The sequence below is a fragment of the Micromonospora sp. HUAS YX12 genome (genome assembly GCF_040215685.1).
GTDB lineage: Bacteria > Actinomycetota > Actinomycetes > Mycobacteriales > Micromonosporaceae > Micromonospora > Micromonospora tulbaghiae.
The window spans coordinates 3,861,444-3,887,204 of the sequence record NZ_CP157974.1; the positions used below are offsets into that span (position 1 = coordinate 3,861,444).

Annotated in this window: 17 protein-coding genes and 1 pseudogene; 12 read left to right on the plus strand and 6 right to left on the minus strand. The window is 67.0% G+C overall.

Going from position 1 to position 25,761, the window contains the following annotated elements:
- Nucleotides 1–643: 643 nt before the first annotated feature.
- The 3 genes and pseudogenes from ABIH81_RS18660 to ABIH81_RS18670 all read right to left on the minus strand — a co-directional run bounded on the left by ABIH81_RS18660 (nucleotide 644) and on the right by ABIH81_RS18670 (nucleotide 3,254).
- Nucleotides 644–1,852: a low temperature requirement protein A gene (locus ABIH81_RS18660; protein ID WP_349876164.1), complete on the minus strand. Its 1,209-nt coding sequence runs from the start codon at nucleotides 1,850–1,852 to the stop codon at nucleotides 644–646.
- Nucleotides 1,853–2,381: 529 nt separating this feature from the next.
- Nucleotides 2,382–2,753 (minus strand): annotated as a pseudogene (locus ABIH81_RS18665) (IS5 family transposase); the annotation flags it as partial.
- 132 nt (nucleotides 2,754–2,885) lie between these two features.
- Complete coding sequence (locus ABIH81_RS18670) at nucleotides 2,886–3,254, minus strand: hypothetical protein (RefSeq protein ID WP_349876165.1); 369 nt, start codon at nucleotides 3,252–3,254, stop codon at nucleotides 2,886–2,888.
- A gap of 627 nt (nucleotides 3,255–3,881) precedes the next feature.
- Between ABIH81_RS18670 and ABIH81_RS18675 the strand changes: the two genes are divergently transcribed.
- From ABIH81_RS18675 to ABIH81_RS18685, 3 genes are read left to right on the plus strand one after another with little or no spacing between them, the layout of a single operon-like run.
- On the plus strand, nucleotides 3,882–5,000 hold the full coding sequence (locus ABIH81_RS18675) for a tyrosine-type recombinase/integrase (RefSeq protein ID WP_349876166.1): 1,119 nt from the start codon (nucleotides 3,882–3,884) through the stop codon (nucleotides 4,998–5,000).
- Nucleotides 4,997–5,332, plus strand: coding sequence for a helix-turn-helix transcriptional regulator (locus ABIH81_RS18680; RefSeq protein ID WP_349876167.1), 336 nt, complete (start codon nucleotides 4,997–4,999; stop codon nucleotides 5,330–5,332). Before ABIH81_RS18675 ends, ABIH81_RS18680 begins: the two co-directional genes overlap by 4 nt.
- Nucleotides 5,329–7,734, plus strand: a complete 2,406-nt coding sequence (locus ABIH81_RS18685; protein ID WP_349876168.1) for a hypothetical protein — start codon at nucleotides 5,329–5,331, stop codon at nucleotides 7,732–7,734. Before ABIH81_RS18680 ends, ABIH81_RS18685 begins: the two co-directional genes overlap by 4 nt.
- A 205-nt stretch (nucleotides 7,735–7,939) precedes the next feature.
- Here ABIH81_RS18685 and ABIH81_RS18690 read toward each other — a convergent pair whose 3' ends face one another.
- Together ABIH81_RS18690 and ABIH81_RS18695 are read right to left on the minus strand one after the other, a co-directional pair.
- Nucleotides 7,940–8,374, minus strand: coding sequence for a nuclear transport factor 2 family protein (locus ABIH81_RS18690; RefSeq protein WP_349876169.1), 435 nt, complete (start codon nucleotides 8,372–8,374; stop codon nucleotides 7,940–7,942).
- A gap of 38 nt (nucleotides 8,375–8,412) precedes the next feature.
- Nucleotides 8,413–9,492 carry an epoxide hydrolase family protein gene (locus tag ABIH81_RS18695; protein ID WP_349876170.1) on the minus strand — a complete coding sequence of 360 codons (1,080 nt, stop codon included), beginning with the start codon at nucleotides 9,490–9,492 and terminating at the stop codon, nucleotides 8,413–8,415.
- 113 nt (nucleotides 9,493–9,605) lie between these two features.
- Here ABIH81_RS18695 and ABIH81_RS18700 point away from each other — a divergent pair, with 113 nt between their 5' ends.
- Nucleotides 9,606–10,085 carry a MarR family transcriptional regulator gene (locus tag ABIH81_RS18700; protein WP_349876171.1) on the plus strand — a complete coding sequence of 160 codons (480 nt, stop codon included), beginning with the start codon at nucleotides 9,606–9,608 and terminating at the stop codon, nucleotides 10,083–10,085.
- 488 nt (nucleotides 10,086–10,573) lie between these two features.
- A complete protein-coding gene (locus tag ABIH81_RS18705; protein ID WP_349876172.1) occupies nucleotides 10,574–11,416 on the plus strand; it encodes an ATP-dependent DNA ligase in 843 nt (280 codons plus the stop codon).
- 178 nt (nucleotides 11,417–11,594) lie between these two features.
- Here the strand turns inward: ABIH81_RS18705 and ABIH81_RS18710 are convergent, their stop codons facing one another.
- Nucleotides 11,595–11,945 (minus strand): hypothetical protein, encoded by a 351-nt coding sequence (locus ABIH81_RS18710; protein ID WP_349876173.1) that lies wholly within the window; start codon nucleotides 11,943–11,945, stop codon nucleotides 11,595–11,597.
- A gap of 217 nt (nucleotides 11,946–12,162) precedes the next feature.
- Here ABIH81_RS18710 and ABIH81_RS18715 point away from each other — a divergent pair, with 217 nt between their 5' ends.
- The 7 genes from ABIH81_RS18715 (at nucleotide 12,163) to ABIH81_RS18745 (ending at nucleotide 25,741) form a co-directional block, all read left to right on the plus strand.
- Nucleotides 12,163–15,699 carry a helicase-related protein gene (locus ABIH81_RS18715; protein WP_349876174.1) on the plus strand — a complete coding sequence of 1,179 codons (3,537 nt, stop codon included), beginning with the start codon at nucleotides 12,163–12,165 and terminating at the stop codon, nucleotides 15,697–15,699.
- Between the two features lie 84 nt (nucleotides 15,700–15,783).
- Entirely contained in the window at nucleotides 15,784–18,564 is a 2,781-nt protein-coding gene (locus tag ABIH81_RS18720; protein ID WP_349876175.1) for a DUF1156 domain-containing protein, read from the plus strand.
- A gap of 15 nt (nucleotides 18,565–18,579) precedes the next feature.
- On the plus strand, nucleotides 18,580–21,966 hold the full coding sequence (locus ABIH81_RS18725; protein ID WP_349876176.1) for a Swt1 family HEPN domain-containing protein: 3,387 nt from the start codon (nucleotides 18,580–18,582) through the stop codon (nucleotides 21,964–21,966).
- Between the two features lie 43 nt (nucleotides 21,967–22,009).
- Complete coding sequence (locus ABIH81_RS18730) at nucleotides 22,010–22,279, plus strand: hypothetical protein (protein WP_349876177.1); 270 nt, start codon at nucleotides 22,010–22,012, stop codon at nucleotides 22,277–22,279.
- A 122-nt stretch (nucleotides 22,280–22,401) separates the two neighbouring features.
- Entirely contained in the window at nucleotides 22,402–23,052 is a 651-nt protein-coding gene (locus ABIH81_RS18735) for a hypothetical protein (RefSeq protein WP_349876178.1), read from the plus strand.
- Nucleotides 23,053–23,658: 606 nt separating this feature from the next.
- On the plus strand, nucleotides 23,659–24,702 hold the full coding sequence (locus tag ABIH81_RS18740; protein WP_349876179.1) for a hypothetical protein: 1,044 nt from the start codon (nucleotides 23,659–23,661) through the stop codon (nucleotides 24,700–24,702).
- Nucleotides 24,695–25,741 carry a DUF4238 domain-containing protein gene (locus tag ABIH81_RS18745; RefSeq protein WP_349876180.1) on the plus strand — a complete coding sequence of 349 codons (1,047 nt, stop codon included), beginning with the start codon at nucleotides 24,695–24,697 and terminating at the stop codon, nucleotides 25,739–25,741. Before ABIH81_RS18740 ends, ABIH81_RS18745 begins: the two co-directional genes overlap by 8 nt.
- Nucleotides 25,742–25,761 lie beyond the last annotated feature (20 nt).

The following is a 25,761-nucleotide window of genomic DNA, read 5'->3' on the forward strand; positions in this document are numbered from 1 at the left end:
CCGGGGTGCGGACGTCGATGCGGGTCGCGCCGGCGCGGGTCAACGGCACCCGCACGGTGGGAGGGGGGTGCTGGTTCCCCATCCTCCGACGGCGGGAGGTCGGTCAGGTCGCTGCGGATCGGGTGCTTCGGGTACGAACATGGCATCCCCTCGGGCGGAGCCGGCGTGGCGGGCACCTCAAGAACGGGATGTCGTCGATTCCGGGACAGCCCCAGCCTACACCTGTCCGGGCAGTCAGGTCGGTGGCGCCGCATTAGGGCCCGGGCTCGTCCCGAACGGGCCGTGGTCGGCGCCTGCCCGACGACGCTCAGCCACGCGGGATGGCCGGAGCCGCCAGGACCCGAACACTGAGGTGACCGAGTCGGCCGCCGAACCACAACGCCGATCCGACGTCTGTACGGCCCCGGGGGGACGACGGCTTGGTTGTCGGTCGCGGCCAGCTGCATGATCGGGCTTCTTAGCTCGACGTCCGCGTACTCGTCGACAGCCCCGGGGAACTCACGGAACGAGCCGAGACTCTGCAGCCTGCGCCGTCTTGAAAGGTCGTTCCAGTCAGCGACGCGGCCGGCGGAATGCAGCGCTGGTAATAACGCCGGGTCAGCCAGGATAAGGACGGGTCCAGAAGGTTGCTGGCCAGTGCAGGTCAGGGTCGATACGAAGCCATTCTGCCGGGTGCGGCTGGCTTCGGTACCCGGGGGAACAGTCGCCACGAGATCACGTTGGAGATGGCGACTCCGGTGAGTACGGCGGTGGCCGCGACGGCGACCAGGACCGGGGGAAGCGCGAGCGTCACCGGCGCCAGCACGACAAGCGCCAACAGTCCGATCGGTCGGGACCAGGAGACGTGGCTGAAGGTCACGTAGTCGAGCAGGGCCCGCCCGAGCAGGAACACCGCAGGACCGCCGAGGATCACCAGGACCCAAGGTCGCTCGTTTTGACCGAGCGGGTGCGAGATGATCAGCTCGTCGCCCACGGCGGTGAGGCCGACGCCGGCGATCATTATGAGATGTGCGAATGAGGCAAGTCTGCCGATGTATGCCGGGGACTGTGCCGATGCGATGGCGACGGCCAGCAGCTCACCCGCCCGGTAGAAGTAGACCTGCCACAGCAGAACCGTGATAGCAAACGACACCAGCAGCGCCACCGCTCGGTCCCGCTCGAGGCCGTACGGGCTGATCTGGATGCCGGAGATCAGGATCGCCTCGCCCAACGCAACGATTAGAAGCTGCCGGTAGCGCTCGGTGAGATGGTCTTCTTGGATCGGATGGGCCCGGAACCCGGCCCGGCCGAGTCGCGGCGTTGGGTAGTCGAGGACCCCCGCGACGTAGTCCAGAGCGACGGCCACGCTCCACCAGGCCAGCCGCGCACCGCTTTCTGCATAGGCGCCGGCGATCCACGGCACCGCTGAGATGAGGGCCCAGAACAGGTTTCGAACACAGACCAGCCGTATCTCACTGTTTGTGCCAATCACGATGATCCACAGCGGGCGGATTAGCTGGATCGCGACGTAGACCCCTGCGAAGAGCGAACCCCTTTCGTCGTATGCCCCCGGTACCGCGATGGCCATCAGCAGGCTGCCGAGCGTGGTGCCGATGACCAGCAACTGGATCCCTGGCCGAGTGGAGTCGTACCTGTTGGTCGCCCATACCAGCCGGTACCACACCCACCACAGCGCCAACGTGAGCACCAACGTCGCGTAGCCCGTTCGCCAACTGAGGTCCGAAACCATCCTGTCGGAGAGCCGGGTGAACGCGAACACGAACACCACGTCGAACAGCAGTTCCACGAAGCCGGCCCGCTCGGACTGCTTGTACGTCCCCGGCTGCTCACCCGCCCTACTCTCCATAGCCATGGGGCGACGCTACTTGTGATCTCCTGAGACGGGCTGCCGAATGCGGGTCCGCTGCTAGCGTGCAGCCGCACCCCTGCTTGCCGCCACGCTCCTGCCGCACGCGTTGTAGACGGATGGCCAGGTTGCCGGTGCAGAGCCGGTGGCTACTACGGTGAGGTCGACGCTTCGCCGACGCCGCTACCACCTCCTATTCGCCGCCGTCACCACCGCATGCCTTCTCGCCGCCGTTGCCATGCCGGCCATGGAGGAGAGGCGAACCGACAGGGCGACGCGTACCGCAACCAGCCCGGCTGACCGTGCCCGGGTTGTTTGGTCGATCGGCAAGTCAGCTGAAGGAACTCCGGCACCAGCGGGCCCCGGCGGCCAGCTCGGGATCCGCTGATCCAACCGAAGTGGTTACTCACCGAGTTTGATGGCGCCCAGTAGACGCAGGCCGCGTTGGTTATCGGTCCGTGTCGATCCCGACACACACCCAAACCCAACACTCCAGGTCAACCCCGGCTTCGAGGTGCTGGCCTCCGAGACGACTCAGATGCCCGTCGGTGCGCGCGCCTGCGGCGTGCTGGTGGGCGCGGCTGGTCATCGAGTCCACGCTCACCGCCCAGGCGATCCGGCCCTGCGCGTCGCCGGCAGCTTGCAACGCGGACAGGATCTTGTCCCAGGTCCCGTCACGCTGCCAGCGGCGAAACAGGCCATAGACGGTGGGCCAGGGCGCGTACTCGGCTGGGACGTCACGCCATGCGGCACCGATCCGGATCCGCCACCGGATCCCGTCGATGAGCTGTCGTTTCTCCCACTTCGGCGGACGACCTGTCGTCGGCGCGGCAGGCAACAGCGGGGCGAGAACAGCCCACTGCCTGTCGGTCAGGTCATGCCGCCTCGTCACCGCGACGCTGGGCACGAGGTCTCCGGTATGAAGTTCTTGCTTGGTCGCAGAACCAGATACCGGAGACCTCTTCAGTTATCGATCACCGCCACGCGCAACGTCGCGGATCGCTCGACTTACGGAACACGCCTTAGTCCGTCAGGCGGACTAGCTGTCGGTGCGGCGCGGGGTGCAGTCGGCGCTGACGACCGGGTCCACCCGGACGTCGGGGCACATGCGGCAGCGCAGCAAAAGGTGGCCGCCGCACGAGCAGGGCAGCCAGTCGCGCACCGCCCGGGTCGCCGACCCGCCGACGTAGCTGTGCCCGCGCCGGCAGCGGTCCGGCTCGGCGCCGACCAACTCGCGCACCTGCCGATACGGGAAGGCGACGACGTGCCGGTCGGCGCGGGCCCGCGCGACCAGATGCCGCAGCTCGGCGGGGGAGTCCACGACGTGCTGGACCATGGTCACGCCGGCGGGCGAGTTGCCGGCCCGGTCCCACCGGATCGTGATGTGCCATCGGGTACGCCACTCCACGGAGAGAAGGCTACTAGAACACTTGTTCGATTGCGTCAGGCCCGCCAGGAAGACTGGCTGGATGTCCGGACGAGATCCGGTATGCCGAGCGGGCCGGGTAGCAGAAGCACCGATGTGAGGCGCTCCCCCCATGCATTCGTTGTGCCTGATCTGCACCCGGGGCCTGCTCCCGCTCCCCGACGATGGCGGGGGAGGGGCAAATATGAGTGGCGCTCACTATCCGGACGGATGGGGCTGGAGGGGGTGAGCCCGGCCTGGCGGTGGGAGACGTCGCCAGGTGGGCTGGTGCTACGCCGGCCTGTCGCCCCGATGCTGGCCGCGCCGGTCGACTCGGTGCCTGAGGGTCCAAATTTGATCTATGAACCGAAGTGGGATGGGTGGCGGGCGCTCGCCTTCCGGGGATCCGCCGACGTCTACCTGCAGTCCCGCGCCGGCAGGAATCTGACGCCGTACTTCCCGAACCCTCGGGAATTGCATCGGATGGGCTCGTTCCCTCGTGAGCTGCTAGCTCTGGAGCCTACCTGTGACCGATTACGCCCTCGGTCAGAGGGGCAGTGAGCTGGGCTTTTGGACTGTCGATCCCGTCTGATGCATGATTCACCCGTCATGCGAGCTCGGGGAGGGCGAGTGGGGCGGGCTAACCTGGCAGGTTCGGCGGGTCTGGAGCTGGTCGCCGGTGTGGTGCAGCTGCGGCCTCAGGAGGCGATGGTGGAGGCGATGCTGCGGGGCTGGCGGGCGCAGCAGACGGCGCGGGGGCTGCGAGAGGAGACGATCGCGCAGCGGGAGCATCTGGTCCGGGGTTTTCTGGCCTTCACGAATGAGTTTCCCTGGGCGTGGTCGGCCTCTCATGTGGACGAATGGTCGCTGTCGTTGACCAGCGAGAAGCATCTACGGCCCTCGACGATCCGCAGCTACCAGGGCCAGTTGCGGTTGTTCACCGAGTTCTTGACCGATGGCCGGTATGGCTGGGTAGCGGCGTGTCAGGAGGCGTTTGGAACGCATCCTGTCCCGGTTTGCCATGAGTGGAACACACTGTCGCACCTGGACGACTACGAGGGCGATCCCGAGGCACGTGCTTTCACTCGGGAGGAGCTACAGCGGTTCCTGGACTATGCCGATGATCAGGTCGGCCGGGCGGTTCGGGCCGGGCGCAAGGGGGCGCTGGCGGCGTATCGCGATGCCACCTTGTTCAAGGTGATCTACGGGTGGGGGCTGCGGCGCACAGAGACCGCGAAGCTGGACCTGCTCGACTGGGGCCGCAACCCGGCGGCTCCGGAGTTCGACCGGTTCGGGATGCTGCATGTGCGCTACGGCAAGGCCAAACGGGGCCAGCAGCCGCGCCGGCGGAACGTCGCCTCGGTGATGGGATGGGCGGTGGAGGCGGTTGCCGACTACGTGCACAACGTCCGGCCGCGGTTCGGCTCAGAGGAGCACCCGGCCATGTGGGTCACTGAGCGGGGTGGCCGCATCAAGCCGGCCGAGATCAACGCCCGCTTCGGTGCCTATCGTGAGGCGTTGGGGATGTCGAAGGGACTGACGGTGCACTCGCTGCGCCACTCGTATGTGACGCACCTGACCGAGGACGGCGTGGACCGGCGATTCATTCAGCAGCAGGTTGGGCATGAGCGCGACAGCTCAACAGCGGTGTATACCCATGTCAGCGACGACTTCATGAGTACGGCGTTGCGTAGGGCGCTGTCGCCGGCCTTCACCGGCGGCGGCATCGGAGCCGAGGAGCGACGTTGAGCGGCGCCAAGCTGGATTACCGGTGGCATCTACGCCAGGTGATGGCCAGCCGCGGCATGTTCTCCACCACCGACCTGCTCGGGCCCTTGGCCGAGCGAGGTATCCGGCTGTCCTCCAGTCAGGTCTACCGGCTGGCCGTCGAGCGGCCGGAGCGCTTGAGCCTGAAGGTCTTGATGGCGTTGCTGGACATCCTCGACTGCCGGATGGACGACCTGGTCGAGCCCGTCGCAGCCCAGGCGGCCGCCCGGCCACGCAAGGCGGCCGCCTCCGGGCAGGCGGGGGTCGGGGATCTGCGGCCCAAACGGGCCCGCATCACGGGTGTCGAGAAGTGACCGCTGCGGACAGCAGAACCGAGCTTGACCTGCTGCTTCCCGTCGTGGAGGCCATCACCCGGGTTGATCAAACGGTCGACCCCGCGCTGGTGCGGGCCACGGTCGCCGCGGTGGTGGGCGGCCACGCCGCCAAGCGCCGTCGCCTGGCCCAGGCGATCTTCGAGCGGCCGCAGGTGCTCGTCGACGGCCAATCACCGGCTCCTTCGGTCGTAGGCCAACTCCTCCTGGCGTTACGCCAGGCGGGCCTGGCGCAGGTGTCGGCGCCGCGCTGCGCGGGCTGCGGCAAGGGCCTGGTGAGGAACATGTGGCGACGCGGCGGGCAGTGGTACTGCTCCGTGTGCGGCGAGCGACGGGAGCCCTGTGCTTCCTGCGATCGGATCACGAAGGCGCACAGCCGGGACCGAGACGGGCGCGCGTTGTGTGCCCGCTGCACGCCGGCAGACCGCGCCGCGTGCCTGCAGACCGTCGCCACGGCCGTCGCCACGGCGGACCCCGGCATACCCGCTCACCTGATCGAGGAAGCCGTTCGTGCGTCGGCGCCCAAGCCCCAGCAGCTGCGACGGCTCGCCTGGGCCATAACAGAACGCCCAGACCTACTCACCGGATCAGGGCACGACGCTCCGACCCACACGGTGCTGCTGCTCATCGACCACCTCCGCGCACGGGGCGCCACCCTCATCCGCCTGCCCGCGTGCCCCGGTTGCCGGCGCACTGTTGCATTGGTCGAGTACCGCGACGGAGCGCGGGTCTGCCACACCTGCGCCGGCAAGTCCCGTGAAGTGGAATGCAGCCGCTGCGGCAAGGTTCGCGAACCGTCCGCCCGCGACCTGCAGGGACGTCCGCTGTGTCGGTACTGCAACGCGACCGACCCGGCGAACCTGAAGCCGTGCGTGCGCTGCGGCCGGCGCCGTCGCGTTCACGCCCGGACCGACGACGGGCCGGTCTGCGAGGCGTGCCGTACACCGTCACCGGCGCAGGCGTGCTCCATCTGCGGCCGGCTCGCGCACTGCGAAACCTCGAAAGCCACGGGCTTGCCGTGGTGCGTGCCCTGCCGAAGCAGGCGGATGAGGTGCGCCGGCTGCAGCCACGTCCGACTCGTACGCAGCGGCACGATCGACCAGCCGTTGTGCGCTGCCTGCACCCGGGCCGAACCTGGGTTCTGGCTGTGCTGTCCCCGCTGCGGCGTGTCCGGCCAGCTCACGGCCGCCGTGTGCAAGCGCTGCGCGCTCAGCGACCGGCTTGACCAACTCCTGGCCGACCACACCGGCGCGATCCCCGCCCCGATGCAAGCACTACGTAACTTCCTCGTGGCCGGCGACCAGCCCCAGAACGTGTCGGCCTGGCTGAATCGCCAGCCCCGCGCCCGCTCCCTGCTGTCCGACCTCGCCACCGGCCGCATCCCCCTCACTCACGACACCTTCGACGCGCTGGAGCCCGACAAAGCCGGGCGATACCTGCGAGAACTACTCGTCGGCGCGGGAGTGCTGCCGCCCCGCGACGAGCTCCTGGCCCGGCTGGAACGGTGGCTGCACGCCACCATCGACGCCATCCCCGACCCGGCGCAGCGGCACCTCGTGCAGCAGTACACGGTATGGCACCTGCTCAGACGGCTCCGCCGTCGCGTCGCCGGCACCCGGGCCAACACCAATCAGTGCGGCGCGGTGCGGGACCAGACCCGCGCTGTCATCAGCTTCCTCGGCCTGCTCAGAGCCGACCACCTGACCTTGGCCGCCTGCACCCACAGCCACGTCGACCGGTGGCTCGCCGGCGGACAGATCCGCAACAGCAAGGCAGTCGGCGCCTTCCTCCGCTGGGCGAACGCCAACAAGCTGACAACGGTCTATCTACCCGTCCAACAGTGGGGCGGGCCAGGTGCACCCATCGACAGTGATCGCCGGTGGGAGACCGCCCGCCGGCTCCTTCATGACCACACCACCGACCTGGCCGACCGCGTCGCCGGGCTGCTCGTGATCCTCTACGCCCAGAACGCCGCCGACGTCAGCCGGCTCACCCTCGGCCACGTGCAGGTCACCGACGACAGCGTACGGATACGACTCGGCGACCGGCCCATCGAGATACCCGAACCGCTCGCCACGCTGACCCGCGAACTCGTCACCGCCAGAACCTTCTCCCACACCCACATGGGCAGCCAGACGTGGCTGTTCCCCGGCCGGCTCGCCGGGCGCCCCATCACCGACGGCGCGCTCCGTGACCGCCTGGCACGGATCGACATTCACGTCACGAAAGCACGAACCGCGGCACTTTTCCAGCTCGCCACCGAACTGCCCGCCGCGATCCTGGCACGCGTACTCGGCATCGACATCAAAGGCGCAGTCAGATGGCAACAAGCCTGCGCCGGAGACTGGACCACCTACGCAGCCGACGTCAGCCGCCGACGCTGACCTCGGAAACGCCGAGGTCAATGCGATGCCGCTTGGCGCCACACCTCGATCGAAGACAGGACCAACAGCCCGGCCAGCACCGGCACCAAGATGGCGTCCGAGACGATACCCAGGAGCAGGGGTGCGGCTGGACTCGGCGAAGGCGAACGGCCTGTTGGCCCGCGAACTCCCGGGATGCCCGGGAGTCCACGGCCAGCAGTGTCTTCTAGAGGGCCCGGCCGAGGGCTTCGGTCAGTGCGACCGGGGTGATTTCGAGGCGGTCGAAGCGCCAGCCGTCCTCGGTGCGGCGCGCCCCGTAGCGGGCGATGCCGGCCGCGACGGCCTCGGTCTTGTCGTCGATGACGAACACAGCGATGTCGTGGGCCCGCACCGTGGCGGTCTCGGCGTCGACCTCGATGACGAGGTTGGACTTGCTGTGCAGGGTGCGGACATACGTGTCGTGGCCCGAGCGCACGAGTTCGATGAGCGCCCCGATGCCGCGGGCCTCCCCGCGCGGGGACTTGACGACGACATCCTCGGTGAAGAGCCGGTCGGTCTCGCCGTAGCGACCCTCATCGATCCACAAGCTGTGGCGGGCGACCAGGTCGGCAAGTTCGGCGCGGTCGGCGAGTGCGCGGATCAGGGTTTCGGTGCTGGTCATGATGGCCTCTCAAGTAGTTCGACTAGTGAACGTTCGTGTCACTTGATGTCGGTGAGGAAGAAGTCCCGGATGTCCTCGGCGAGCAGGTCCGGCACCTCCATCGCGGCGAAGTGGCCGCCGCGCTCGAACTCCGACCAGTGCCTGATGTCGTACAGCCGCTCGGCCAGCGGTCGCACCGACAGCGTGATGTCGTGCGCGAACACCGCCACGCCGAGCGGCACCCGGCACGGCTGCTGGCTCCCCCGCGGGGCGTCGTGGTGGAACCGGCCCGAGGAGGCCGCGGTCGCGGTCAGCCAGTACAGCGAGATGTCGGTGAGCATCCGATCGTCGCTGACCGGCGTGGCGGGGTCAGTCCACTGTGCGAATCGCTCGGCGATCCAGACCAGCTGGCCGACCGGCGAGTCGGTCAGCGCGTAGCCGATGGTCTGCGGGGTGAGCGCCTGCAGAGCCTGGTACGGCGGGCGGTTCGCCATCAGCTGCCTGACCTTGTCCAGTCGGGCCTCATCCGCTTCGGACACCTCGACGTCGGGGTCCGGCCGGGTCGGCAGGTAGTTGACGTGCACCCCGACGACCTGCTCGGGTGCCACCGCGCCGAGCGCCGTGGAGATGCCCGCGCCGAAGTCGCCGCCCTGCGCGCCATAGCGCTCGTACCCCAGGCGGCGCATCAGCTCGGCCCAGGCCCGGGCGACCCGGACGGCGTCCCAGCCGCGCTCGTGGGTCGGCCCGGAGAACCCGAAGCCGGGGATGGACGGAATCACCAGGTGGAAGTCGCGCGACAGCGGCTCGATCACGTCGAGGAACTCCAGGAACGAACCGGGCCAGCCGTGGGTGAGGATCAGCGCGAGCGCGTCCGGTTTCGAAGACCGGACGTGGACGAAGTGGATGTTCTGGCCGTCGATCTCGGTGGTGAAGTGCGGAAGCTCGTTGAGCTTGGCCTCGTGCTCGCGCCAGTCGTAGCCGGTGCGCCAGTATTCGGCCAGTTCCTTGAGCCGCGCCAGCGGGAAGCCGTAGTCCCACCCGGCGTCGGCGACCTCGTTGGGCCAACGGGTGCGGGTGAGCCGGTCGGTCAGGTCGTCGAGGTCGGCCTGGGGGATGTCGATGCGGAACGGCTTGATCATGGTCTTGACTCCAGAGGGGCTCATTCGGCGCCTAAACGTTCGGACGATCAACGTTTGTTGTCCGAACGATATCACGATCATTGGTGCTCCGAACGGTTCGTTAGACTTGTCACATGGAGAACCCACCCGAGAAGACGCCCGCCACCTGGGAGAGCCTGCCCAGCTGGCTGCTCACCCAGACCGCCAGCCATGCGCACCGCCTGGTGGCCGAGGGGTTCTCGTCCGTCGGCGCCCGCGGCTACCACTACCGCCTGCTGGCGACGCTGGAGGAGTTCGGCCCGGCCAGCCAGGCCGCGCTGGGCCGCCGTAGCGGCATCCACCTCAGCGACATGGTCGCAACGATCAACGAGCTCGCCGATCGCAAACTGGTCGAGCGCACCCCGGACCCCGCCGATCGGCGGCGCAACATCATCACGCTAACCGCCGCGGGCAAGCGGCAGCTGCGGCGACTGGAGAAGCGGCTGGCCGAAACCCAGGACGAACTGCTGGCTCCGCTGTCACCCGAGGAGCGACAGCGGCTGACCGAGCTGCTGTCCAGGCTGTCGGACCACCACAACCGGCGAACCGCCACCCCCGAAGAGCCGTGGCGCTGACAGGGAACGCGCCCAAGAACTCCTCGAAGGCCCGCGCGGTCCGCGAAGCCGTTGTCAGAGTTCTGGACACCCCGGTCCGCTCCACCGGGCCTACGCCGACCGCTGGCCGCCGCGCCCTCGACGAGGGAAGGACAGGGTCGTAGGCGAGCGCAGGCAGCGGCTCTCGCAGGTAGGCCCGTTCAGCTTGGGCCTGAGCCTTACAACACGCTAAGAACCGTTCCGAGCGGCGCAAAGGGCCCGTGGTCCTTGGTCAGGTCGCGCCAGAAGTCGGCCGCCCGTGCCTTCATCGGCCATTGGTAGTCAGAGGCGCGGTGCTCGTGGGAGCCCGTCCCCATCCCTCTTTCAATCCGTACGTGGGGTTTTCCTGCATACGCACCTCCACGAGCACGCCGCCTCGACACCTCTTCGTCGAGCATCGCCAGGCGCCACGAAGGCCAGCATTCGGACGGTTCTGATATCCCACATCGCCAGCAGACATCACGCGGGCGGTGCGGGCGTTCGTCCCGCCCGGTGTGGTCCTCGACGGGGAACTGGTGGTCTGGGAGCGCGGGCGGACGAACTTCGCCCTGTTGCAGCGGCGGGTCACCGCCGGCCGACAGTTGCTACGGGAAGCCCGTGAGCACCCGGCCTACTACGTGACCTTTGACGTTCTCGTCGACGCTGGCGGGGAGCCGGTGCTCGACGCGCCGCTGGTCGAGCGTCGTGCCCGGCTGATGCGGCTGCTCGCCGGCGCCCCGCCGCAGCTGGCGGTCACGCCGCAAAGCGCCGACCTGTCCGAGGTCAGCGAGTGGCTGACTACCTGGACCGCGGCTGGCGTCGAGGGTGTGGTGATCAAACGGCTCGACAGCCGGTATGAGCCTGGCCGGCGAGGATGGGCGAAGTTCCGGGCCCGTGCCACCACGGAGGCGATCATCGGCGGCGTCACCGGCAGCATCCGCAACCCCGACACCGCTCTCCTCGGCCGCTTCGACCGGCGCGGTCGGCTCCGGTACACCGGCCGCACACACCCGTTGGCAACGCCCCAGCGCGAGGAGCTGGCGGGGCTGCTGTCTCCGCCGCGTCCGACCGAGCGGCGCGCGGTCATTCACCCGTGGCCCGATCCGCTACCGGCTGCCTGGTCCGGCCAGTTCGAGCGGCCCGAGCCTTTGCGTTACGTCCAGGTCGAGCCGACCGTGGTGGCTGAGATTCAGGTGGACACGGCCTACGAGCACCGCCGGTGGCGTCACCGGGTGCGGTACGCACGCCCCAGGCTGGACCTGTCCGTATACGACGTGCCACTGATACTCGGCGAAGGCGAGGACCCCTTCTCGGGCTACGCCAGGACCGCCTGATCGACCTCGCAGCCGATATAGGGAAGGTGCCGCAACCAACCGGGCAAGCAGCGGACCCGGCAGGCGCAACGCCCTTCGGATGCCGTCAGAAGGGCGGACGACGGTGACGGTGACGTTGGGGCAGGAGTTGGCCCAGCTGGTCAGGGAGTTCTCAGCGGTGATGGCAGGGGTGGCTGCGTCAGGGTGCCGTGTTGGTGCGGCGGCGTATCTCAGCATCCACGTCGAAGTCCATCGCGCGGAGCTTGCGGTACGCGCGGTCGCGTACGGCCTCGTCGAAGAGTTCTTCATACCAGGGGAGCAAGACCCACATCTCGACGCTCATGTCGAGCTTGCCCATTTGCTTGAGGCGCCACAGGCCGTCGGAAGCGTTGTCACTGAGGACCAGTTTGCGGGCTGTCTCCACGCCCTTGTACTCACGCAGCATGAGCTCGAACCGTCTTGCTGGATAGCCCAGCGCGGCCAGGGTGTCGACGCCTTGGTGTAGCTCCGCAGTGAATCGTCGTGCCAGCTCTTCCCGGTCGGTGCTCACGTGGCGGTCCCTTCGCTCGGCGACTGGAGGGGGTAGGCAGCGGCAGCCTCGGTCTTTGCCCACCGGCCGAGCTTTCACTATGGACCGCCATCTGGTTGCTCTGCTACCTGTCGCCGCATGCAGAGTGAGGACCGATCGCCCTCGGTGGTCGGCAGCTGGTGTCGCCTGAGCGACGTAGAGTGACCGGCATCTGGTCCCGTTCAGCCCGAGGATGTCGATGATCAGCGAGAACCCCGCGTTTCATGCGATCACGCCCGGTGCGCGTGTCGTTGGCGTCGTCCAAGGCATGACGGTGACGGTGCTGGCCGTGCAGCCGATCGGCTCTGCGGCGGTGAAGGTCACCTACGAGTACGGGGATGGCCTGACTGGCCAGCGGCTGGTCTACCCGGCCGATGCGGCTGCCCTGACGGTGGAGGAGTCGCACACGGCCCGCCGGATGTTCGACGGGGATGGGTCGCTGTTCCGGCTTGCTGCTGAGGCGTTGCGGATACGGATGGCTGGCCAGTTCGATCCGATGCTGGCGGTGCACACGAGCGAGTTGGAGCCGCTGCCACATCAGATCAAGGCCGTCTACGGCGACCTACTGCCGCGAACACCGTTGCGGTTCCTGCTGGCTGATGACCCGGGCGCCGGGAAGACCATCATGGCTGGGCTCTACATCAAGGAGCTGATGCTGCGGGGCGACCTGGCTCGCTGTTTGGTGGTCGCACCGGGGGGCCTGGTCGAGCAGTGGCAGGAGGAGCTGCTCGACAAGTTCGGTCTTCGGTTTGACCTACTGACTCGGGACCTGGCCGAGGCGAATCTGGGTGGCACGGTCTTCGATCGGCATCCGCTGTTGATAGCCCGGATGGATCAGCTGTCTCGATCTGAGGAGCTGACCGCCATCCTCGAGCGCAGCGAGTGGGACCTCGTGGTGGTTGACGAGGCGCATCGCATGTCGGCGCACTACTTCGGCCGGGAGTTGAAGACGACCCGCCGCTACGAGTTGGGCCGACTGCTGGGCCGGATCACGCGGCACCTCCTGCTCATGACCGCGACCCCGCACGCTGGTAAGGAGGAGGATTTCCAGCTGTTCATGGCATTGCTGGACGCCGACCGATTCGAGGGCCGCTACCGCGCGGGGGCACACAACCTGGACACGACAGGGTTGATGCGCCGGATGGTGAAGGAGGAGTTGCTCACCTTCGATGGCAAGCCGCTGTTTCCGCGGCGACGCGCCGAGACGGTCGCCTACCCGCTGTCGGGCATAGAGCAGGAGCTGTACGAGGCGGTCACCGCCTACGTACGTCACGAGTGGAGCCGCGCGGACGCGCTCAAGCAGGCCGGTGAGGGCCGCCGCGGCAACACGGTCGGATTCGCCCTGACGGTGTTGCAGCGCAGGTTGGCGTCCAGCCCGGAGGCGATTCTCCGGTCGTTGGAGCGCCGCCGCAAGCGGCTAGAAGACCGCAAGCAGGAACTCCAGTACGGGCCCACGCCGGAGCCGCTTGTGGCCCGGCGGTTCTCCTCCCTGCTGGAGACCGACCGGGCCGAGGATCTGGACACCGAGCTCGACGAACTCGACGCCCAAGAGCTGGAAAGCCTCGAAGAGGACGTGGTGGACGCAGCCAGCGCCGCCCGAACTGCCGCCGAGTTGGACCACGAGATCGGCGTCCTTGCCGACCTCGAAGTGTTGGCGCGCAAGGTTCGCCACTCCGGCGACGACCGCAAGTGGGCCGAGCTGCGCGACCTACTGCTCGACCCAACCGCGATGCGCGACAAAGCCGGCAGGCTCCGGAAGCTGATCATCTTTACCGAGCACCGCGACACCCTCACCTACCTCGTCGACCAGATCGGCACGCTGCTCGGTCAACCCGATGCAGTGGTCGCGATCCACGGCGGCACGCGACGCGAGGAACGCCGCCGCATCCGCGAGGTCTTCACGCAGGACAAAGACAGCCTGGTCCTGGTGGCCACCGACGCCGCCGGCGAAGGGCTGAACCTGCAGCGCGCCCATCTGATGGTGAACTACGACCTGCCGTGGAACCCCAACCGCATCGAGCAGCGCTTCGGTCGGATCCACCGCATTGGCCAGACGGAGGCCTGCCACCTGTGGAACCTCATCGCCCAGGACACCCGCGAGGGCGATGTGTTTCTGCGCCTGTTCGCCAAGCTCGAGGAGCAGCGCAAGGCGCTGGGCAGCGACAAGGTCTTCGACGTCCTGGGGGAGGCCTTCGTCGGCCAGCCGCTACGCGAGCTGCTGGTCGACGCCATCCGCTTCGGCGACCAGCCCAACACGCGGCAGTGGCTGCACACCGTCATCGACTCACGAGTCGGGGAGGGGCTCAAAGACCTGCTCGCCGAGCGGGCGCTGCACCACGACCTGTTCGGCAAAGCCGACCTGGAAGCCGTACGCCGGCAGATGGAGGAAGCACAGGCTCGCCGGCTCCAACCGCACTTCATCGAAGCCTTCTTCACCCGCGCGTTCGCCGAGCTGGGAGGGCGAATCAACCGGCGCGAGGCCGGCCGGTTTGAAATCACGAACGTGCCGGCGATGCTGCGGGACCGCAGCCCCCGCGGCGGCCTTGGCGGGCCGGTACTGCGCCGCTATGAGCGGGTCTGCTTCGACCGCGATCAGACCCGCGTCGATGGCAAGCCCCGAGCCGACCTGCTCGCCCCTGGTCATCCGCTGCTCGACGCGGTCGTCGAAGCGACGATCGACCGGCATGGCGACCTGCTGCGCCGCGGCGCCGTCCTGGTCGACGAGCGCGACCCGAACGACCAGCCACGGCTGCTCGTAGCGCTGACCCAGCAGATCGTCGACGGGCACACCCCACCCGTGCCCGTCTCGGAACGCTTCGAGTTCGTTGAACTCACCCCCGACGGCACCGCCCGATCGGCCGGACCCGCCCCGTACCTGGACTACCGGGGTCTACGGGGCGCGGAGCAGGCTCTGGTCGCCGACCTTCTATCGGCAGAGTGGCTGGCCGCCGGCGCGGAAGACCTGGCCACCGCGTGGGCGGTCGAGCATGGCATGGCCACTCACCTCGCTGAGGTCCGTGACCGCGTCGGACTCCTGGTCAAACGCACCAGAAGCCAGGTCAAGCAGCGACTAATTCAGGAGATCAACTACTGGTATGGGGAGGAAGCAGCACTCGCCGCCGTCGTACAGGCTGGCAAGCCCGTCAGGATGCGACCCGAAACGGCTCGGCGCCGGGCCGAAGACCTCGAACGCCGGCTGGAACGCCGCTTGACCGAGCTCGACCGCGAGGAAGCCCTCGCACCCCAGCCGCCGCTGCTGGCCGGCGCGGCCTTCGTCGTCCCGCAAGGCCTCCTCAACAAGCTCGCCGGGGCCGCGGCGGCGGTCCCATCGAAGGCGACTGACACCACCATCGTTGAACGCCGCGCCGTCGACGCCGTGCTCGCCGCCGAACGCGCCCTCCGCCGTGCCCCGCGAGAGATGCCCCACAACAACCCCGGATACGACATCCAATCCCGGTCCCCGGACACCGATGGCCGCATCGACATCGAAGTGAAGGGCCGGGTGACCGGCGCGGTTGACTTCTTCGTCACTCGCACCGAGGTCTTCCACGCGAAGAACGTCGGCAACGCCTACCGCCTCGCCCTGGTCGAGGTCGACCTGGACAACGGCCCCGACCACGACCAGGTGCGCTACCTGCCCAATCCCTTTCTTCGCACTGAGTTCGGAGACTTCGAGTCCACTGGGCTCACGGGCAAGTGGGCCGACATGTGGACGAAAGGTAATGAACCGTGGTGAAGCGGAATGACGGCTAGGCCGATGCCGATGCCCAGGCGCTTGCCGGGACAATGTCGGGGCGTCCGGCCGATGGGGGAGTGTGCGATGACTGAGGTGCGTAAACGCAAGTTGATCGAGGTGGCGCTGCCACTGGAGGTGATCAACCGCGAGTCTGCGCGGGAGAAGGCGATCCGCCACGGTCACCCCTCGACGCTGCACCTCTGGTGGTCACGGAAGCCTCTCGCCGCGGCGCGGGCCATGCTCTTTGCCCAGCTCGTCGACGATCCGTCAGCCCACACCGACCGGTTTCCCGACGAGGAGGCGCAGGCCGCCGAACGCAAGCGCCTCTTCGACATCATCGAAGAGCTCGTGGTATGGGAGAACACCAAGGACGAGAAGGTGCTCCAGAAGGCCCGGGCCGAGATCTGGAAATCTTGCGATGGCAACCCGCCACCCATCCTCGACCCGTTCGCAGGCGGCGGCTCCATCCCCCTCGAAGCGCAGCGCCTCGGCCTTGAAGCGCACGCATCCGACCTCAACCCTGTCGCCGTGCTCATCAACAAGGCGCTCATCGAGATCCCACCCAAATGGGCCGGCAGACCGCCGGTCTTCCCCGGCGCCGCGGACTCCCAGATCCACAGTTGGTCCGGCACGACGGGGCTTGCCGAGGACATTCGCCGATACGGCCAGTGGATGCGCGACGAAGCCGAGAAGCGTATCGGCCACCTGTACCCGAAGGTAAAACTGTCCGACGGCACCAAGGCCACCGTCATCGCCTGGATCTGGGCCCGCACCGTCCGCTGCCCCAACCCCGCCTGCGGAATCGAGATGCCCCTGGTGAACAAGTGGTCGCTGGGCAAAAAGAAGGGCAAGGAAGCGTATATCGTGCCCGCCGTCGAGGACGGTCAGGTGGTCTTTGATATCAGCACCGACATAACGAAGGCTCCGACCAAGGGCACCCTGTCGCGTACTGGCGCGGTCTGCATTGGCTGCGGCGACGGTGCGCCGCTGACCTACGTTCGCGCGGAGGGCAAAGCTGGGCGCATCGGGGCGAAGATGATGGCCATCGCAGCCGAGGGCAACAGGCGTCGGTTCTACCTACCATCTAACGACGAGCACGTCGCGGCTGCTGACGTCCCGGTCCCTGTTGATGTACCGGACACGGAATTGCCCGAGCAGGCCCTAGGCTTCCGTGTCCAGGCCTATGGCATGACCCGTCACGCCGAGCTGTTCACCAACAGGCAACTGATGGCGCTGGCCACCTTCAGCGACCTCGTACAAGAGGCACGCGAGCGGGTTGTTGCCGACGCTGTGGCGATGCGGATGCCGGTCGGCGAATCCCTCGAATCTGGTGGCAGTGCTGCCCACGCCTACGCTGACTCGATCGCTATCTATCTTGCGGCCGCCCTCTCAAGAGCGCTCGACTATCACAATGCTCTGTGTACCTGGCGAAGCGACCCAAAGAACGAGGGGGTGGGTCACCTATTCGCTCGGCAAGCAATCGCGATGGTTTGGGACTACTGCGAGGGAAACCCCTTCTCTTCGTCGTCGGGGAATATGGGAGATGCGTCCACGTGGGTGGCTAATGCAGTAGCCAGACTCGGTCAAGGATCGAAAGGGGGACGCGTTGATCAGCAGGACGCAGGGAGGATCGACCCTCGCGGAGCGCTCGTGTCGACAGACCCCCCCTACTACGACAACATTGGATATTCGGGCCTATCGGATTTCTTTTATGTCTGGCTTCGGAGGTCGCTTCGCAACGTCACCCCGAAGCTTGTCGACACGATGCTGACGCCGAAGGCCGACGAGCTGGTCGCGGATGCCTTCAGGCACGGCGATGCAGATAGGGCGGAACGGTTTTTTCAGGATGGCTTCGAACGGGTCTTCGCGCGGGTTCGTGCAGGAACACCCGAGGGCTATCCCATCACCGTCTTCTATGCCTTCAAGCAGTCTGAGAGTGACGATCATGGTGAGGCATCAACGGGTTGGGAAACCCTCCTTGAGGGTATGATCCGCACTGGTTGGTCTGTGACCGGGACTTGGCCCATACGGACCGAGCTCGGTAACCGAACGCGAAACATCGACAGTAATGCGTTGGCATCGTCGATCGTGTTGGCTTGCAGGCCGCGGGCTGCGACCGCGGTGACCACCGATCGGCGTGGCCTAATCACCGCTCTGCGAGGGCAGCTCCCGGAGGCGTTGCGAAAGCTGCAGCAAGGAAGTATCGCTCCGGTTGACCTGGCCCAAGCGGCGATCGGTCCCGGCATGGGAATTTTTAGCTCCTACGCTCACGTGGCAGAGCCCGACGGATCGCAGATGCGGGTCCGCACTGCCCTCACCTTGATCAACCAGGTGCTGGCGGAGGTGCTGACAGAGCAGGAGGGTGACCTCGATGCTGACAGTCGGTTCGCCCTGAAGTGGTTCGAGCAGCACGGTTGGACCGAGGGTCTGTATGGAAGCGCCGAAACGCTCGCCAAGGCGATGAACACCTCTGTCGCCGGCATGGAACGTGCCGGCGTCCTGCGGGCGCGGGCCGGCAAGGTGAAGTTGATCACCCCTGAGGATCTCTCCGATAGCTACGACCCCGCTGGGGACGAGCGGGTGACGGTCTGGGAGATCGTCGCCCACCTGGTCCGACGGCTGGAGAGCCGTGGAGTCGATGCTGCCGCACAGTTCATGGTTGAAGCCCAGGCATACGTGGACATGGACGCGGTTAAGGAGCTGGGCTACCTGCTGTACTCGATCTGCGACAAGCAGGGCTGGGCGCCGCAGGCGCTGCGGTTCAACAACCTGGTGACCTCGTGGTCCGATGTAGACAGGGCGGCCCGTACGGTGTCCGCAGCGCGTCCCGTGCAGGGCGCGTTTGACTTCGGCGCAGACGAGTAGCGGGGGAGCGGACGGATGGCGATCAGCAACCGGGACCGGGTCGGCCGGGCCTTGGAGATGTTTGCGGCCGGCGCGGCCCCGTTCGTGGACCGTCACATGGCCGCCGCCGCAGGCGACAGCCCGGTGGACTGGCTGGAACTGCTGGCCCGGCGGGACGAGCAGAAGTTCGGTAAGCGGCCTGAGCTGTCGAAGAGCGACCCGTCGCTGCTGCTGCGTCTGCTGACCGAGGAGTGGCGGGTCTTCAAGGACTCCCTGTCTCGTACGGAGCAGAGCTACGCCAGCGAGCTGCGCGATGTGCGGAACCGGTGGGCGCACCACGCTAATTTCGGCAGCGATGACACCTATCGGGCGTTGGATACGATCGGGCGGCTGCTCACTGCGATGGGCGCGGTGGGGGAGGCCGAGGAGGTCCGGAAGTCGAAGGTGGAGCACCAGCGGCTGGTGCACGAAAAGGAGACCCAGCGGGTCGTCCGTAGCAGCTCGGCCCAGCTCGTCGAGGGTATGGGGCTCAAGGCGTGGCGTGATGTCATCACCCCCCACCGAGACGTCCGAGAAGGGAACTTTCACTCAGCCGAGTTCGCTGCGGACCTGCACAACGTGGCGCTCGGTGACGCAGAGTCGGATGAATATGGCGAACCGGTCGAGTTCTTCCGTCGTACCTACCTGACAGAGGGTCTGCGCGATTTGCTGTCGCGGGCCGTACGACGGGTCTCCGGCGACGGCAACGCATCCCCCGTCGTCAACCTGCAGACCAGCTTCGGCGGCGGCAAGACCCACTCTATGCTGGCGCTCTATCACATCTTCTCCGGACTAGCGCTCACCTCGTACCCCCAAGAGGTCCAGGAACTGCTGGCCGGCGCGGACCTCGCGGCATTGGGCCCGAAGGTTCGGCGAGTGGTGCTCGTCGGTAACCACCTGCACGCCTACGGCCTCGACCCGAAGCCTGACGGCACCAAGATCAATACCATGTGGGGTGAGCTGGCCTGGCAGTTGGGCGGGCGGGAGGCGTACGACCGGATCGCCGCTGCCGACGTGGAGCGCACCAATCCAGGCGCGGCGTTGACCAAGCTGATCCGGGAGTACGCCCCGTGCGTGATTCTCATCGACGAGTGGGTCGCCTACGCCCGGCTGCTGTATGGCCGCGACGATCTAGCCGGGGGAACGTTCTCTACCCAGTTCACCTTCGCCCAGACCTTGACCGAGGCGGTCAAGGCGGTGCCCGGGGCGCTGCTGGTGGTGTCGATTCCAGCGTCCAGCGACGCCGACCCGAAGCGTGGCGGCACCGGCGGGGCCGAGCTGGAGGTCGGTGGAGTCAACGGCCAGCAGGCGCTGGCTCAGCTGCAGCATGTCGTGCGCCGAGTCGCCGACCAGTGGCGGCCGGCCACCGCGCAGGAGTCGTTCGAGATTGTGCGCCGGCGGCTGTTCGAGGCCCCGAGCGGTGATGGAGTGCGTGACATCGCCGCGGTGGCAAGGCAGTTCACGCAGTTCTACCACCAGCACAAGGGCGAGTTCCCGAGCGGCTGTTCTGAGCCCGACTACGAGGCCCGGATCCGCGCCGCCTATCCGGTGCATCCGGAACTGTTCGACCGGCTCTACAACGACTGGTCGACTCTGGAGAAGTTTCAGCGCACTCGCGGCGTGCTGCGACTGCTGTCCAAGGTCGTGCACGCGCTGTGGGTGTCCGGCGATGCTGCCCCGCTGATCATGACCGGCAGCATCCCACTGGACGTCACCGACGCCCGCGACGAGATCACCCAGTACCTGGAAGACTCGTGGAAGGCGATCATCGACGCCGACGTCGATGGACCCGGGGCCAGCCCGGCGGCGGTCGACGCCAGCCGGTCGGTGTTCGGGCAGCGGGCGCTGACCCGGCGGATCGCCCGCACCATCTTCATGGGGTCGGCGCCCACGCTGGGCAGCGCGCATAAGGGCATCGAGCAGCAGCGTGTCTGGCTGGGCGTAGCCGTGCCCGGCGACCAGGTCGGCAACTTCGGTTCCGCCCTGCACTTGCTCGGCGACCGTGCCACCTACCTCTACAACGACGGCGGTCGGTGGTGGTACGACCTGCAGGAGTCGGTGCTGCGCTCGGCTCGGGATCACGCTGACCGGCTGCGGGACCGGCCCGAGGAGGTCTGGGCCGAGATCAGCCGCCGGGTGCGCGCCACCGAACCGAAGACTCCTGGTGACTTCGTGGCGGTACATGCCGCGCCTGAGTCCACCGGCGACGTCCGCGATGACCCGGAAGCGCGTCTGGTGATCCTGCATCCGCAGTACCCGCACGCCCGAGGCGACGAGAATTCGGCGGCGTTCGGCTTCGCCCGCCGAACGTTGGACGCGCGCGGTTCCTCCCAGCGCCGCAACCGCAACATGCTGGTGTTCCTGGCACCGGACCGTAAACGGTTGGAGGAGCTTGAGGAGGCGGTCCGCCAGTACCTGGCCTGGGATGTTATCGCGGGATCGGTGGTGGAACGCAACCTCACCCCGGACCAGGCCAAGCAGGCAAAGACTCGTCGGGATGACGCCGACCGTGCCGTCAACCTGCGCATCCCGGAGACCTACACCTGGGCGCTCGTGCCGGTGCAGCCCGATGCGACGAAGCCCATCGAGTGGGAGGTCGTCCGCGCCGAAGGCTCTGACGCGCGGTTGGGAGTACGGACCAGCGCGAAACTGCACCAGTCCGACTTGCTGCGGGTGGTACATGGCCCGGCCAACATCCGCCGTGACCTGGAGCAGAAGCTCGACCGGCTGTGGTCAGCTGGGCACGTCAGCGTCGGCGAACTGTGGTCCCTGTACTGCCGGTACCCCTACCTGGCACGGTTGAAGAATCGGCAGGTGCTCGATGAGGGCATCCGGGCCGGGATGAACGAGATTGCATGGAACGTGGTCGGGTTCGCCCTCGCCACCGGCTACAACGAGGACACCGGCCGGTACGAAGGCTTGGCCCTACCTCACGAAGACAGCTTCGGCCAGATCATCGACACGACCCTGGTTGTCGACGCTGCACGGGCCCGGGAGCAGCGCGACCTGGAAACCGCGGAACGCGAGGCAGCGACGGCGGCCGAGGATGACCACCCCGTCGAGGTGATCGCTCCTAGGACGATCACGCCCGTCCAGCCAGCCAAGCCCGAAATTCAACCCTCGAAACCGGCCGAGCCGGCCCGGCCGACCCGGTTCTTCGGCGTCTACAAGGTCGACCCCAACCCGGTGCGCCGAATGAAACTGCTCACCGACCTCGACCGTGAAGTGCTGCAGCACCTTGCGGCTGACCCCGACGTCGAACTGAGCATCGAGGTGGAGATCACCGCTACCAAGCGGACAGGCTTCGCTGAGGACAAGATCCGAACCGTTGGCGAGAACGCAAAGTCACTGAAGTTTGAGCAGGCCGACTTCGAGGAGAACTGATAGCCGGCGGGATAAACGTCCTGACGACCCGAAGGAGAGCTCCATGCCGAAGGGCAAGCACGGCGCGTTCGTCAAACGACGGATCTGGGCCGCGGAGAACGGCAGTGCCGAGGTGTACGCCCGCGTTTACGACGACGGGCACATTGAGATCGTCGGCCGAAACACGACCCTCGAAATTAAGCGCGGTGCCTACGGCAAGGGACCCACGGAGCAATGGGCTTACGGCGAGAACTGGCGTGTCCAGCCGCTGCCGTGGGAAGGGTCCGCTGAAGACCTGGCCGGTGAGGTGTTCGAGCCGGGCGAGGAGGAGTAGTCGTGCCTGGCCCGCAGGACAAAGCGGCCGGGGTCGCCTGCGCGCAGCTGTCGCTATCAGCGAGAGTTGCGCAGGGGATGGCCACAGCGCGGTCCTGATCAACCAAGGTGCGGAATGTCGTGATGAGTGGCGCAGCCTGGACGCAGGTTTTCGGCAGGTCGACGATGGGCCCCGGCGTGTACCGGCTCCGCGAGACGGACCAGCTTGACGCAGACAGGCTGGAAGTGGCACTGGTTGCGGCCGGAGCATGGACGAGTCAGAGAAACAGTCTGTACGAGCCCCTGGTCCGGGCTGCAGCTCTGCCGGGGGGTGCGTCGTTTCGTGTTGTAAGGCGTTACGGCTTCTTTGGTTTGCCGGAGGGTCTGTGGGTGATCGGCCCCCGCGCCCTCCGGCACGTCCTGCGCCTGTTGAACACCGACCCACCGAAGCGACGCCTCTCCGGAGAGACGGAGGAGATTGCCTCCCAGGAGTACATCGAGGCTGAATGGTCCCAGTTCACAGCCAGACCGCATGTGGACCTGATCGGCGCCACCCTGCCCTGGCTTCGTCTTCAAGGCTCGCGGAATCTGGAACGGGTCCGCCATGTGTCTCCGGTGAGCTTCCCGGTAACCGCCAGCAAGAGCCAGCCGCCGGCTGACCTGAAGCACGAATCTGACCCCGATTGGGAGTTCGACCCGAGAGTGCGCGATGGATGGTTCTGGGTTGGCGCTGTCGAAGCGGCTGGCCCGAGCGGGCGTCTACATGTCTCGCCCGACGGCGTCAGGGCCGAGTGAGACGTTTCGTAGTGAGCGAGCGGCGGCGTTGACACGGGGGCTCCGCGATGGGCGAAGGCGACTATGAGTCCGTCCTCAGTGGCATCCCTAGACGGCCATTCTTGGAGGCACGCCTTGACACGGCTCCAAGAGTTGGTACCTTGGTTGCATGACAAAGACAGATCTGCCCCGGCTCATCCCTACGGGCACCTGTTGGTGCGGATGCGGCAAGGAGACCGGCCTCGGCTCGTTCTTCGCTCAAGGCCATGACAAGATCGCGGAGGCTGCCCTCATCTCCGCCGAGTACGGCAGCCAAGTGGCTCAGATCCTGCACAAGCATGGCTACGGTCCTGGGCGGCCGGTAATCGACGAAGCGGTCCGTGTAGGAGCCTGGGTTTCCTGCTCAACCGCTGGTTGCTGGTACAAGGGCACCCCCGAGAGCATGCGGGTTCACCAGCGGAAGTATCACTAGCCCGTCCCGGTTGGACGTACTCTCACGCCGGTGCGCACACCGACGTGCCCTGAGCGACCGAATGCCGCCGCGGGAAGCAACGGGGCAAGTGGAGCGCGTTGTCGCGCCCCGCTACGGCAGCAGGTGTTGGGATCGATCACAGGAAGGAAGCAGTAGTGGCTTCCGTGCCCACGCCAGCCGAGGATCCGCAGGGGGCGGTCCTCCAGGCCCTGTTCGACCACTTCCGCAGCCATGGTGTCTGGCCGGAGTTTGACCGCGTAGACCGTCAGCTGCGGCGAGCGGCAAGGATTGACGTCGCGCAGGTGGCCGTCGGCATTCCCGACGCGCTTCTGGTGACCCACGCGCCGCGCGGCATCACGCCCAGAGGCCACGACCTGATGCGGCTCACGCTAGCCGGCATCGAGCGCTGCGACGGAGGCGAGGAAGATGTCGAACTGTTCCTCCGCGCCCTACGTTGGTTAGCGCGATACGAGGAAAGGCATGACCCGGAGTCGGGCGAGACGTCGGTGACAGTCACCCGAGCGATGCTCGCCAAGGGTCTCCGCGTGCCATTGCGTGAGGCTGGCCGGCTCCGTCGGCTCTTCGAGCTGCTCTACTGGGAGCGATGGGGCGGAGAGGGTAGTTGGCGCGCTCTCGACAAGGACGACTGGGCCGTGAAGGTCGGCCGGGACGTTAGGTATTTCTTGCGCGTGAAGAGCGTCGAGGACTTCATCGAGGCGACAGAGGGCTGGCTCGGGCCCCAGGCGCCCACCGCTGTTGAACCATGGCACGAGCCGCCGGCGGCGATGCTGGAGGAAGCGGGTAGGTACATCGATGAGCGCGTCTTCGACCTAATCAAGCAGGCTCACGGAGGGCGATGGGATTGCACAAAGTTGCTCGTCCTCCTGCGTGAGCTGGACGACAACTACCGCGCTGGCAATGCCTATGCCGCACATGCGTTGTTACGTGCACTGCTGGACCACGTTCCACCGCTGTTTGGTCAGTCGTCGTTCGCGCAGCTCGTCAACAACTACCCGTGGGGTCGAACCGATCGCAACTACGTCAAGCGCCTCGCCGGCTTCCGTGACCAGGCCGATGACGTGATGCACCGCCAGATCGCGAGGATCCCGTGTCTTCTGACCATGGAGGACATGCCCGCCCGCGCTGCCGTCAACCGCCTCCTGGCGGGTTGCGCGGCTCAACTCGCAGCCCGTGACTAAGCCGCGCGACAACGGCAATGGCCGGGCGGAAGCGCGTCGCAAGCGGCATCACTACCTGCCCGAGTCCTACCTGAAGGCTTGGGCCGACGAGAGCGGGCAGGTCGCGGTGCGGCGTCGGGATCGGAATGCCCCGTTTTCTACAAGCATTCGCAACGTCGCGGTAGAGGCCGACCTGTACGCGCTTCCGACCGAAGCCGGGTTGGACGACGCGCTGGAGGTAGCGCTGTCGAAGATCGAGGCACCGTTACGGGGCCACCTGGCCGATCTGCGAGATGGGCGCACGCCGCGCAAGCGCACGGCGATCCGCGCGGAGATTAGCCGCCTGCTCGCGCTGCAGCTCGTCCGAACCCCGGAGCACCTAGACAGGTGGATGTTCCCGCTGGCAGCTGCCGAATTCACCGGCGAGCGCCCGATCAGTCGCGATGGCATGCGCCGGTTTCTGACGGATGAGTACCTCGGTGAGCCGCCGGCCGAGCCGGAGCTCCAGGCTGCCCTGGACTTCGCGAACTATCTCCTGTCGCAGGGCGAGCCGACCAAACGGGAGACCTTCTCGATCCTCTTCCGGATCGCCGACGAGGAGTTGACGCCCCGGCTGGGAGCAATGGCATGGGCTGTCGAGATGAGCCCGCGACATACGTTCGTCACCACGGACCGGCCGGTCGCCGTGTGGAGACGGGACCCACACAACCTCAAGCGAATGGGTGCTGGGCTGGAGAGTGCTGACGAGGTGCGGTTTCCGCTCGGACCGCATCATCTCCTAGTGCTGCGGCCGCGATTTCCGGAGCACCGCACCGTGGTGGAGCCCGACCGAGTGGCAGGGGTCAACCGGCACCTTGCCGCCGCGTGCTACGAGATGGTCATCGGCCGCCCTGCCGAGAGAGTGGACTTGGAGCGCTTCAAGCTGCGGCGGGTGCGCCCCGCGATGCGGTTCAACACTGGGCCGTTGTTCGAGACGGACCCAAGCGGCAAATCCGTTCCCACCGGCCGCGAAATCCTTCACATGTACGTCCCCTACGACGACGAGGTCGACAGGGGCTGACGAGCATCTTGGCGTGAACT

Excerpts from the sequence above, each read along its gene's own strand:
- ABIH81_RS18660 (WP_349876164.1), bottom strand. The coding sequence starts at position 1,852 with ATGGCTATGGAGAGTAGGGCGGGTGAGCAGCCGGGGACGTACAAGCAG.
- ABIH81_RS18690 (WP_349876169.1), bottom strand. The coding sequence starts at position 8,374 with ATGACCAGCACCGAAACCCTGATCCGCGCACTCGCCGACCGCGCCGAA.
- ABIH81_RS18695 (WP_349876170.1), bottom strand. The coding sequence starts at position 9,492 with ATGATCAAGCCGTTCCGCATCGACATCCCCCAGGCCGACCTCGACGAC.
- ABIH81_RS18700 (WP_349876171.1), top strand. The coding sequence starts at position 9,606 with ATGGAGAACCCACCCGAGAAGACGCCCGCCACCTGGGAGAGCCTGCCC.
- ABIH81_RS18715 (WP_349876174.1), top strand. The coding sequence starts at position 12,163 with ATGATCAGCGAGAACCCCGCGTTTCATGCGATCACGCCCGGTGCGCGT.
- ABIH81_RS18720 (WP_349876175.1), top strand. The coding sequence starts at position 15,784 with ATGACTGAGGTGCGTAAACGCAAGTTGATCGAGGTGGCGCTGCCACTG.
- ABIH81_RS18725 (WP_349876176.1), top strand. The coding sequence starts at position 18,580 with ATGGCGATCAGCAACCGGGACCGGGTCGGCCGGGCCTTGGAGATGTTT.
- ABIH81_RS18730 (WP_349876177.1), top strand. The coding sequence starts at position 22,010 with ATGCCGAAGGGCAAGCACGGCGCGTTCGTCAAACGACGGATCTGGGCC.
- ABIH81_RS18735 (WP_349876178.1), top strand. The coding sequence starts at position 22,402 with ATGAGTGGCGCAGCCTGGACGCAGGTTTTCGGCAGGTCGACGATGGGC.